General features: G+C 49.0%; 10 protein-coding genes. 4 read left to right on the forward strand and 6 right to left on the reverse strand.

All coding sequences use genetic code 11. The features are described 5' to 3' along the window. Nucleotides 1-286: 286 nt before the first annotated feature. The 4 genes from QBE55_02580 to QBE55_02595 all read left to right on the forward strand — a co-directional run bounded on the left by QBE55_02580 (nt 287) and on the right by QBE55_02595 (nt 5,607). Nucleotides 287-1,705 carry an ISLre2 family transposase gene (locus tag QBE55_02580; GenBank protein ID WZL79073.1) on the forward strand — a complete coding sequence of 473 codons (1,419 nt, stop codon included), beginning with the start codon at nt 287-289 and terminating at the stop codon, nt 1,703-1,705. Nucleotides 1,706-2,132: 427 nt separating this feature from the next. Beyond that, nucleotides 2,133-3,002, forward strand: a complete 870-nt coding sequence (locus QBE55_02585) for a methionyl aminopeptidase (GenBank protein ID WZL79074.1) — start codon at nt 2,133-2,135, stop codon at nt 3,000-3,002. Nucleotides 3,003-3,062: 60 nt separating this feature from the next. Further along, complete coding sequence (locus QBE55_02590; GenBank protein ID WZL79075.1) at nt 3,063-3,974, forward strand: RluA family pseudouridine synthase; 912 nt, start codon at nt 3,063-3,065, stop codon at nt 3,972-3,974. A gap of 496 nt (nt 3,975-4,470) precedes the next feature. Continuing rightward, complete coding sequence (locus tag QBE55_02595; GenBank protein WZL79076.1) at nt 4,471-5,607, forward strand: sodium ion-translocating decarboxylase subunit beta; 1,137 nt, start codon at nt 4,471-4,473, stop codon at nt 5,605-5,607. A 109-nt stretch (nt 5,608-5,716) separates the two neighbouring features. Here the strand turns inward: QBE55_02595 and hydF are convergent, their stop codons facing one another. The 6 genes from hydF to QBE55_02625 form a co-directional block, all read right to left on the reverse strand. Beyond that, a complete protein-coding gene (gene hydF, locus QBE55_02600; protein ID WZL79077.1) occupies nt 5,717-6,949 on the reverse strand; it encodes a [FeFe] hydrogenase H-cluster maturation GTPase HydF in 1,233 nt (410 codons plus the stop codon). Next, complete coding sequence (gene hydE, locus QBE55_02605) at nt 6,949-8,028, reverse strand: [FeFe] hydrogenase H-cluster radical SAM maturase HydE (protein WZL79078.1); 1,080 nt, start codon at nt 8,026-8,028, stop codon at nt 6,949-6,951. The genes hydF and hydE overlap by 1 nt, the downstream gene beginning before the upstream one ends. 12 nt (nt 8,029-8,040) lie before the next feature. Next, a complete protein-coding gene (gene hydG, locus QBE55_02610) occupies nt 8,041-9,492 on the reverse strand; it encodes a [FeFe] hydrogenase H-cluster radical SAM maturase HydG (protein ID WZL79079.1) in 1,452 nt (483 codons plus the stop codon). Between the two features lie 90 nt (nt 9,493-9,582). Next, nucleotides 9,583-9,834, reverse strand: a complete 252-nt coding sequence (locus QBE55_02615) for an iron-only hydrogenase system regulator (protein ID WZL79080.1) — start codon at nt 9,832-9,834, stop codon at nt 9,583-9,585. 318 nt (nt 9,835-10,152) lie between these two features. After that, the gene (locus tag QBE55_02620) at nt 10,153-10,869 is read right to left on the reverse strand and encodes an endonuclease/exonuclease/phosphatase family protein (protein ID WZL79081.1); all 717 of its coding nucleotides are present in this window, start codon (nt 10,867-10,869) and stop codon (nt 10,153-10,155) included. A gap of 34 nt (nt 10,870-10,903) precedes the next feature. Further along, on the reverse strand, nt 10,904-11,794 hold the full coding sequence (locus QBE55_02625; GenBank protein ID WZL79082.1) for a LysR family transcriptional regulator: 891 nt from the start codon (nt 11,792-11,794) through the stop codon (nt 10,904-10,906). Nucleotides 11,795-11,961 lie beyond the last annotated feature (167 nt).

Below are 11,961 nucleotides of genomic sequence, written 5' to 3' on the forward strand. Positions count from 1 at the left end.
GCCCTCCCCGCGCGGCAAACAAATGGTACCGGCAGATATTTCACTATGTTATTTTGCCGGAGGCAGAAAAAAGATAATTTCCCTGCCAATTGTCATAATTTTATCACTGCTGTCCGGGTTTGGCAACACACATTCCATCGTTAGTGTATAATTTTCGATTCCATCGTTAGCGTAAAGTTACCGTAGGGATTAAGAGTAATAAATTACCATAAGGATTGAAAAGAAGGTGGCATCCTGCTAAAATATTGATCATCAACAAAAATATCAAGAAAGGGTGCCACCTTCCATGTACAGTATACAAGATTTTAACGAGTTTGCAAGAAAAACAGAAAATAAGGTAAGAGAATTTTTAAGGGAAGGTAAGGATCTGGCGGAACTGACTCTGGGGCTGCAGGAGGATCTGTTTGAACTTGGTCGGAATATACTGGTGGAGACTCTTGAGGGGATGGATGAACAGCTTCGAAAGTCCGGGGTCAGGAAAAACAATTGGGAGATTGTCAGGAAAGATGAGACAGGGATCTTAACGACCTTTGGAACGATCAAGTATAATAGAACGTATTTTAAGCCAAAGAGTGGTGGCAAAAGGAAATATCTCGTTGATGAGCTTGTTGGTCTTAAGCCACATGACAGAGTGAGTGCGGATGTGGTGATCAATGTGGTGGAAGAGGCCATAGACAGCAGCTACAGGAAAGGTGGAGAAAGAGCCGGATATATGGACGAAATAAGCAAGCAGGCTGTTATGGATAAAATACATAACCTTGAGATCAGCGAACATGAGCATAAGGTGGACAAGAAGAGGGATGTCAGGATACTGTATGTTGAAGCAGATGAAGATCATGTTTCCCTGCAGGGAGAAGACGATAAAAGCAAGATAGCTATGCCCAGGCTGGTTTATGTTCATGAAGGCGTAGATCCCGAAAAAAGCAGCCAAACAAGGACCAGGCTTAAAAACGTTAAATATTTTGGCGGCATGTATGATGAGAGCGAGGATCTGTGGCTGGAGGTCATAGAATATATAGACAAGCAGTACAACATGGATTTCATTGAAACCATATACCTTTCCGGGGATGGGGCATCATGGATTAAGGCCGGGCTTGACTGGATTCCCAAAAGCAAGTTTGTGCTGGACAATTTTCATCTTAAGAAATATATGATAACTGCGACTGCACACTTAAACGATGGAGACATCTATCAGGAGTTGAAGGATGCATTGGATTGGCCGGACAAGGACATGGTCAAGGATGTTTTCAAGAAGATCCTCAAACAAACGGTTTCCAAAACGAAGAGGAAGGCAGTTAAGGATGCCAGACGGTACATATTGAATAACTGGCATGGAATAGAAATAAAGGCTGATAAGGACCATGAACTGATAGGATGCAGTGCCGAAGGTCATATAAGCCATGTGTTTTCAAGCAGGCTAAGCAGCAGGCCTAAGGGATGGTCTGAAAAAGGTGTTGCCAGGATGTCCAAACTTATCGTATATAAGAAAAATGGTGGCAGGATCTATGACCTGGTTATGGCACAGAAGCTTAAGGAGAAGGAGAACAGGAAACATGAATTGCAGGATGAGTTAATCAAGGAAGTAAGGAAATCATCAGAAAGCAGATATGCTGGTTCATGGAGTAGCAGCCCAACTGTAATTACCATGGGGAAAAAGACAGGGCTGTTTAATGAGATGAGGAGTATGGCCGGAATACGCTATTAGGCCCTTCATAAAGCTCGTTATGGCGTTTTCGTTCTTCGTAAGGAGAAATAGCCGGGACGACATAGATCAAGCGTTTATGCCGCGAAAGCTGCTTGATAACGAGAAGTCGGTGTGGTAGCATTGAGGTACGGCAGCAACCGCTCCAAAGCCTATCCCGCTGTTAGAGATGGCTGCTGCCGACATCTGCCGTAAGCCACACCGGCAGAGGCTCGTTGTCAAGCAGATCGTGGAATAAATGCAGCTGACAAGATTGATTGCTGTTAAAATTAATTAAATCAATCAAGGCCACTGTTGCTAGAAGAATATTTCAGGATGTCTCTATTCTTTCTTTCCCTACAGTAAATTGACGCTATCGATTCCATCCCCAGCCTGGCAAGTTTCCTTCGGAACGTGATATAATAAAGTACGGAAAGGAGATTGATCGAAAATGCGATTGGGGAGAAATGACAGCTGCTGGTGCGGCAGCGGGAAAAAATATAAACAATGCCACGAGGCGTTTGACGAGAAAATTGCATCCTATCGAAGAAAGGGGCACATCGTCCCGCCCAGGAAAATCATCAAGATCCCGGAGCAGATAAGCAAAATACGGGAAAGCGCAAAAATCAACGTTGCGGTTCTGGACGCGGTTGCAGAGCAGATACAGGAAGGCATGTCCACGGAAGATATCGACCGGATCGTTTATCAGAAAACCATCGATCTAGGCGGTACGCCTGCCCAGCTTGGATACGAAGGCTTTCCCAAAAGCGTCTGTACCTCCATCAACGAAGAAGTCTGCCATGGGATCCCTTCAAAGGACCGGCTTCTGAAAAGCGGAGATATCATCAATGTGGACGCCTCCACCATACTGGACGGTTATTTTTCGGATTCGTCCAGAATGTTCTGCATCGGAAACGTGGAGGAAGACAGAAAAAAGCTGGTACGGGTCACAAAGGAATGTGTGGAACGGGGATTAAAGGAAGTAAAGCCCTGGGGATTCCTGGGGGATATGGGCCAGGCTGTGCATGAACACGCGGTGGAAAACGGATATTCCGTGGTGAAGGAAATCGGCGGCCATGGTGTAGGCCTGGAGTTTCACGAAGATCCATGGGTTGGATACTGTTCCAGGCGGAATACCGAGATGCTTCTGGTACCGGGTATGATCTTTACGATAGAGCCCATGATCAATATGGGTACGAGCCGCATCTATCAGGACAGGAAAAACGGCTGGACCATCTATACCGCAGACGGAAAGTCATCCGCCCAGTGGGAGATTATGGTGCTGGTGACAGAGGACGGCCATGAAGTACTGGCCTGGTAGAATACACAATAATGGAGTCGATATCCTGAAATACGAACCCAAAGGCGGAGAAAACAAGCAATGCAGTTTCAATATGTGACAGAGGAAAAAGACAGCGGAAAAACAGTAAAGAGCATTTTACGATCGGAATTCCGATTTTCCAAGAACCTGGTCAAGCGGCTTCATTATCATGGACAGGTACTTTGCAACCGGGCTCCGGTTTATATGAACCATGCCGTACAATGCGGGGATGTGGTGGAAGCTTCCATCGACTTTGAGGAGGAATCCAAAAATGTCCGGCCTGTGAAAATGGATCTGAACATTCTCTATGAAGACGAATCGGTCATTGCACTGGACAAACCGCCGGGGAAAATCATTCACCCCATCAAAGGCAATATGGAAAACACCATGGCGAACGGACTGCTGTATTATTACCAGAAGAGAGGACTTCACAGAAAAATACGGCCGGTAGGCCGGCTGGACCAGGGAACAACAGGAGTCATCCTGTTTGCAAAAAATCAGTTTGTACAGGATCAGCTGATCCGTCAGATGAAAACAAATGATTATCGAAAAGAATATATCGGAATTGTCCATGGCTGCCTGAAGGAGAAATCGGGCACCATCGACTTTCCCATTGCCAGAACACCGGGATCCATTCTTCTCCGGGAGACTTCCCCGGACGGGGCGCCGTCCGTTACCCACTACCGGGTACTGAAAGCCTTCCGGGATGCCTCCGTTCTTCATTTTGACCTGGAAACGGGCCGGACACATCAGATTCGGGTCCATTGCCGGGCCATAGGGCATCCCCTGATCGGGGATACCCTGTATTCGGATATTCCAACCACCCGGATCGACCGGCAGGCGTTACATTCCCAAAGCCTCCGGTTTCTTCATCCCATAACCGGCAGGGAAACAAAAATCGTTTCTTCCCTGCCCAAAGATATGCTTGCACTGCTGGAGTCCCTGAACACGAAGCCAATGGGCGAAGGATAATGCAGGAAGAATGGGCCGGAAAGTCTGTTAAATAATTGACAACAAGGATGTGCCGTGGTATGATAAAATTGGTACAATGAAATATATATTAAAATTACGGTTCATCAAGGAAGAGACGTTTTAAAGATTCCTGAATTTCCAGGCGGGCAGTTTGCAAAAACTCCCCACCTTTTTTCGAATCATAAAGCCAGCACTCCTTCTGCCGTATGAAATACAAACAGAAAGGGTGATATGATGTCCATAACAGATCATTTATCCATATCTCAAAGTTTATCGATCTCATTATTCAGTATGGTTTTGGTGTTTTTTGTGCTTGCTGTCCTCTCCGGATTGATTACCCTGTTGTCAGGACTCCTGAAGAAGGACTCCAAAACAGACCATCCGCAGGGTTCGTAGTGTAACCTGCGAAGAACAGGACAGGAATGAGCCATGACCTTTGAGAATTTCCTCCGCATCCATGGAGGTATCCCTTTGTACTAAATAATGAGGTGATAGAGTGTTTGTCAATACATTGAAATCCATCTGGGCTGGTTCCGGCTTTGCCGCCATCACGTGGCAGCAGTGTATCATGATTGGAATCGCCTGTATCCTTATCTATCTAGCCATTGTAAAAAAATTCGAACCGTTGCTGCTGCTGCCCATTTCATTTGGCATGCTGCTGGCCAACCTGCCGCTGGCCGGGCTTATGACAGAACCAGGTGACTCAGGCCAACCGGGAGGCCTCCTGTATTATCTTTATCAGGGAGTCAGACTGGGAATCTATCCTTCCCTGATCTTCCTGGGGATCGGGACCATGACGGATTTTGGCCCCCTGATTGCAAGGCCGTCCGGACTGCTCATGGGTGCCGCAGCACAGCTGGGGATCTTTACTGCATTCACCATTGCCAACGCACTGGGATTTACCCCTCAGGAAGCGTCTCCCATCGGCATTATAGGCGGAGCAGACGGCCCCACCGCCATCTATCTGACGACCCGGCTTGCCCCGCACCTTCTGCCTCCCATCGCCATCGCAGCTTACTCCTATATGGCGCTGATCCCATTGATTCAGCCTCCCCTGATGCGGCTTCTCACAACAAAAAAGGAGCGGGAAATCAAAATGGAACAGATACGGGAAGTATCCAAACGGGAAAAAATATGCTTTCCTATATTTGTGACACTTTTTTGCGTCCTTCTTCTGCCTTCCGTCGCTCCGCTGATTGGAATGCTGATGATGGGCAATCTGTTCCGCGAGTCCGGCGTGGTGGATCGGCTTTCCGATACGGCACAAAACGCCATGATGAATATCGTTACGATTTTTCTTGGAGTGTCTGTCGGAGCAACCGCTGTCGCAGAACGCTTCCTGGTACCGGAGACTTTAAAGATTGTTGCTTTGGGACTGATCGCCTTTATGTTCAGCACCATCGGCGGGCTGCTGCTTGGGAAACTGATGTGCTGGCTGTCAAAGGGGAAGATCAACCCCCTCATCGGCTCCGCCGGAGTATCTGCCGTACCCATGGCCGCAAGGGTATCCCAGATCGAAGGGCAAAAAGCAAACCCGGCCAACTTTCTTCTCATGCATGCCATGGGCCCCAATGTAGCAGGCGTAATTGGTTCAGCGGTGGCTGCCGGTATCCTGCTGTCGCTGTTTGGATAACAAACTGTCATCCAACGAATTGTCGCCCAATCCATAATCCGTAGTGTCAAAGTATTCAAAAGAAGCCGTTTTTGTTTTCTGCCACTGACAGAACAAAACGACTTCTTTCCTATTTCTCCAGTGCCAGACGTGCTGCGGGAAAAGGCTGAAGTGCCCTGGGGAGGATCCCCAGCACATAGGCGATCAGAACTCCGTAATTGGTAATGGCCACTCCCTGCTGCCGGGCCGTCTCCACCCGGTACTGCATCTCCCTGCGGTTCAGCATGCATCCTCCGCAATGGACAATCAGGGCATAGTCTGTAAGATTTTTCGGGAAGCAGGCGCCGCTTGTCCATTCAAATTCAACGCCGTCCCCCACGTTCTTTCGAATCCAGCGCGGAATCTTTACCGTACCGATATCATCCGACTGCCTGTGATGCGTACAGCCTTCGGCAATCAGTACCTTGTCTCCCGGCGACAGCGTTTCCATCCGCCGGACTCCCCGCACCATCCCGGCAAGATCCGCCTTTTGCCGTGCAAACAGGATGGAAAAGGAGGTCATGGGAACTTCAGGGGGCGTGTCCCCTGATACCCTCTGAAAAGCCTGGGAATCGGTAATTACAATGGCAGGCGGCGTATTCAGCCGATCCAGCGTCAGCGTAAGCTTATTCTCCTTCGTAACGACAGCAATGGCATTTCTTTCAATGATATCCCGGATCACCTGCTGCTGGGGAAGAATCAATCTGCCTTTGGGAGCCGCCTTATCGATGGGCGTCACCAGTACGGCGGCTTCCCCCTCCCGGACCAGATCGCCTGCCAAAGCCGGTTCCATATCCTCAGAATCAGAGTTTGCAATGATCTGCTGTTTCAATTGATCGATCCCAAATCCGTTTTTTGCGCTGGTACATACCACAGGGATCGCGGCCTGCTTTTGAATACGTTTCGTCCCCGGGGTTTCGGGAATCCGCTTATCGCATTGATTGAGAACCAGAATGGCCGGGATTTTCCTCTGTCGGAGCTGCCGGATAAAATCCTCCTCGCACCTGGTGAGACCGGCTTCCACATCCACGACGACAACTGCCAGATTGCATTTGCGCAGAACTTCATAGGTTTTTTCAACGCGAAGAACGCCGAGCCCGCCCGTATCATCCAGTCCCGCCGTATCAATGAGTACCACGGGGCCAACGGGCAGTAATTCCATGGTCTTGCGCACAGGATCCGTCGTCGTTCCCGGCACTTCCGACGCAACGGCAACATTCTGTCCGGTCAGCGCATTGATCAGGGAAGACTTCCCGGAGTTTCGCTTTCCAAACAGCCCGATGGCAAATCGGTTTGCCATGGGTGTTGCATTCATATCTTCCATTACACGACCCCTTTCTTCTGCCTGTCCGCATGATCCCCGCGGGAAAAATCCGGTTCAAATCCTGCCCGGACAATCCGGCGGGAAAGGCAGGACAGACATTCCGCCGCTTCCTCTCCGGTGCAGATTTTATTGTCATACAGAGCATAATCCTTTCGGTGCTCCACAGGGGAAAGATTCGGCATCACCACATTGGCACCGGCCCGGAGGCCTTTTTCCCGTCCCAGGGCATCCACCGTACCCAGAGCCGTTGTGGCGGGAAGCAAAACCTTTGGCAGCAGAATGCGCAGCAGGGACAGCAACACCACAGTCCGATCGGCAGACGGCGTATCATAATCCCGGAAACGGGTATCCTTCTGCGGAACAAACGGGCCGATGCCGATCATATGGGGCTTCAGCTCCCGCAGAAACAGAAAATCCTCCGCCAGGGTATCATAGCTCTGACCAGGCGACTGCACCATAAATCCGGCCCCTACCTGGTACCCGATTTCCTTCAGATCATACAGGCACCGCTTCCGGTTCTCCAGGCTGAGCTCCGGGGGGTGCAGCTTCCTGTAATGCCCTTCCGCCGCCGTTTCGTGACGGAGCAGATAACGGTCCGCACCGGTTTCAAACAACCGCTGATAAGAATCCCGGCTCCGCTCTCCAATGGAAAGGGTCACCGCACAGTCGGGAAATCTTCCCTTTATCTCCGCTATCAGGGAACACAGCCTGCCATCCGTAAAGTATCCGTCCTCCCCGCTTTGCAGGACAAAGGTGCGAAAGCCCAGCCGATGGCCTTTCCGGCAGCAGTCCAGGATTTTCTCTTCGGTCAGGCGGTATCTCCTGGCGTTTTCGTTGTCCCTGCGCAAACCGCAGTAATAACAATTGTTTCTGCAATAGCTGGAAAATTCGATCAGCCCCCGGAAATACACTTTCTTTCCATAATACCTTTCCCGCAGCTCATTGGCTGCAAGACAAAGTTTCTCCCTGTCCTCCGGCGCTGCCTGTTCACAAAAAAATCGAATCATCCCGGCAAGCTCCCGCCTGCCTGCAGCATTCATCCAATCTGAAAAGGTATCGGCATTCCCTGACAAAGTCATAATACGCCACTCCTACAGGCGCAGATCCCGTTCTCCGTTTTCGATTCTCTTCAGATTCTTTTGAATCGTGTCGTAAACGGGTTCGCCCTTGAATTGTTCCACATGATTCCGGAGGGTTTTTTCTCCTTTGGCCTTTGTTTCCGGTGTTGCGTAGTCCAACAGATATTCCTTCAGTGTAAAGATCGCGTTGGGAATACAGTAGTTATGCACAAACCGGGATTTCGCCACTTTCATGAACTGTTCGCCTGTACGTCCGGCGCGGTAACATGCCGTACAAAAGGAAGGAATGGCGCCCATATCGCATACCTCCTGTACAACACCGTCCAAAGAACGGTCGTCGCCGATGGAAAACTGCTCCTGATCCGGCATGGAATTTGCCTTTTTGGAGGCAGCATAGGCGCCTACTCCAATCCGCGTCCCTGCGTCGATCTGGGATACCCCGAAGGAAAGCACCTGTTTCCGGACGGCTTCCGGCTCCCGCGCGGTACAGATCATACCCGTATAGGGCACGCTGAGACGCAGAACCGCCACCAGCTTCTTGAAGTCTTCGTCATTCACTTTATACTCGGGATGATCGGAATAAGGCGTATCGGTGGCGGGCGTGATCCGCGGGAAAGAAATCGTGTGAGGCCCCACGCCGTTAAAGGTTTGCTCCAGATGTATGGTGTGATACAAGAGTCCCATCACTTCAAAGCGCCAGTCATACAGTCCGAACAGGACACCGATGCCGTTGTCGTCCACCTTTGCCTGCTGCGCCCGGTCCATGCTGTAAAGCCTCCAGCGGTAATGTCCCTTGATCGTTCCTTCCGGATGCATTTTGTGATAGGTTTCCCGATGATACGTCTCCTGAAAAACCTGAAAGGTGCCGATTCCCACTTTTTTAAGCTTTTTCAGTTCCTCCACCGTAAGCGGAGCGCAGTTGATATTGGCACGCCGGATTTCCCCATGTTCCGTTTTTACACTGTATACCTTCCGTACGGTATCGCACATAAAATCGACATTGGTCTTCGGGGATTCCCCGTACACAAGCACGGTGCGCTTCTGGCCTTCCCCAATCATAATCCGGACTTCCTTCTCAATCTCGTCCATGCTGAGAGTCCTGCGCTTCATCGCCTTATTGCTGGAGCGAAAACCGCAATAACGGCAGTTGTTTGCACATTCATCGCTGATATAAAGCGGCGCAAAAAACACGATCCGGTCTCCGTACACTTCTTCCTTCAGCTGATGAGCCAGTTCATACATCTCCTGTATAGTGCTCTCGTCCTGATTCTGAATCAATATCGCAGTTTCTTCGGGCTCCAGCCGCACGCACTGCTCCGCCTTTTTCAGCACACGGCGCACATCCGCTTTGGATGGGTTTTCCCACTTGTTCAGCTGTGCCCATATTTTATCTTCATCGATAAAATCATGGTCCAGTTTATCGTACTCCGCAAACTCCTTTTGATACTTGTCGAGAAAATTCATAACCTGCGCTTCCTTTCTTTATTCTTTCCCTCATGAACGGACTGCCCGGCTATATAAGGGTGTCCCCCTGGCGTGTTAAGCAGTTTTCGGCTACCGATCGATCCTTGAAATCATGGACTTCACTGTAACAGCAGAAATCCGGCCCAGTTTGCCGGTCATGGCGCTGATCTCATCATTGGTTCCATCCACAATCAGCGATATCACCGATACTCCCCGTTCCCGATACGGGATGCCCATCCTTCCGACAATCAAATCGGCATGCTCATGCAAAACGGCGTTGACGCGATCCGCGGAAGAAAGATTCTGTACCACAATGCCCACAATCCCGATTCTCTTTTCCATAAGACTTGCTCCTTTCCAAATAAAAAACTCCCTTTCCAGACAGAAAGAGAGTCATCCGCAACAAAACCTCCGCACACCGAAGTGCCTTTCCGCTCGGAAAACCTTACGGTCGGGTAAAAACAAAGCCCTGTATCTCCGGCAAATCAAGCGGGCAGATACATTGCATTTCATTGTTTCTCCATTTTCATGATACATATAAACTTTATCATCCGCTCCGGGGTCTGTCAAGCAATTCGCCAGCAAAAAAAACACAAAAAAGGGTCACAGATTATCCTTGTTTCACTTTTTCCGACTTCTCTGTATCGCTTCAGGCTTTTATTAAAATTCCAATTCACATATAAGCGGCAGATGATCCGACGCCAGAGAGGCCCGTGTATAGGTATCCAAAGTTTTCATATCCCTTGAAGCCAATATATAGTCAATCTTTGTACCTGGGTTCTTTGAGTCAAATGTCATTAAATCAGAACCGTCCCCGATATCTTCTGCCGTGTCTTTAAGCACCTCCTTAAGAGGTAATAGTTCTTCAAAATCTTTCGCATGCACAAGATTAAAATCTCCCAGCAAAACAACGCTGGTACCCATGGTCCGTAACACACCGGAAATATATTCTATGGATAATTGTCTCTCCGCCTTACTCAATCCGAGATGGGTGGTACAAACCTTTATCAATTTGCCATTCCTATTCACATCACATTCCAGCATCGACCTTAGCTCACTTATCCCTGAGCTATGAATTGGCAGCCTATGGTTTCTTGATGCGACAATAGGATATTTGCTGAGAAAGGCATTCCCATATTCTCCGCCACTGTGATCGATAGCCTTTCCAAATGCATAGTGACAATGTAACCTGCCAGCAATATATTTTGCCTGATCCATACCTTTGCTTCTGCGTGTACCATGATCCACTTCATTGAGTCCAACCATATCCGCATTTTCTTCCGCTATAATATGAGCAATCCTGTCCAGATTGAAGCCCCCGTCTGCATCTCTGCCGGCATGAATATTATAAGAGATAACCTTTATCCTGTTCTTCACTGTATTTTCTCCTTTTCCACATGGATTGAAAGACTTAGTTCTCCGTCTCTTCCCTGAAGCCCTTGCACATTTCCATGAATTCCTTTGAGGTATTGGTGAGAAACTTGTTTTTATGATAAATGACACGGAACCCCCGGTCAAGATGCAGCTTTTCTACTTTCAATTCCACAATCGTTCCTTTTTTCAGTTCCTCCTGTACCAGAATATCGGACAGAACCGAAACACCAAGGCCCTCCCGGACTGCATTAATCAGAGCCTCCGTACTGGTACTCTCCCAGGATGGGGTGTACGTATATTCCAGAGCTGCCAGGGCATGATCAAACAGTTCCCTTGTGCCGCTTCCCTTTTCCCGCAGCAGCAACGGTCTGGAAAGCATCTGTCCCACAGGAATCGTACCCTTTCCGCAGAGAGGATCAGACGGACTGCAGATGACAGCCAAATGGTCCTTTTGATAGGTCTCACTGAGGATATGATCGGAATGGACCGCCCCTTCAATCAGGGCAAAATCCAGTTCACTTTGCAGGATCTTTTTCTCTATCAGTTCGGAGCTTCCGATAAAAACCTCTATTCCTGACTGGGGATGCGTTTCATAAAAGGCACGGACATACTGCGGCATAAAGTGAGTCCCCACTGTGATGGACGCACCGATTCGAAGCTTTTCGGAACGCTCCCACCGGCGCATATTGCTTTCCATGTCATCAAACAGTGAAACAATATGGGTCGCATACTCAAGAAAGCTCCTGCCGATATCAGTAAGATAGAGCCGGCGGGAGATGCGGTCAAACAACCGGACATGATAATGTTCCTCCAGCTCCTTTACGGCAATGCTCACGGCAGGCTGTGCAATATGAAGCCTTTCCGCAGCTTTGGTAATACTGTTTTCCTCACATACCATCACAAAAATCTTCATGTGGCGTACTGTCAATGGCTTCACCCTCCATCGCTATCGTATGCCCTTGTTCCTGATCTATTTTATCACAAAAAAAGCAGGTTTCCTGAGCTGAACAAAAGTATTTCAAATCTATTTGCTCAACTTAGACCGCCTACTTCTTATAATCAGTCGTGATACCCTGCTCCAGTCCAATCAGCACT

Source organism: Eubacteriales bacterium mix99 (assembly GCA_038396605.1).
Lineage (GTDB): Bacteria > Bacillota > Clostridia > Caldicoprobacterales > DTU083 > UBA4874.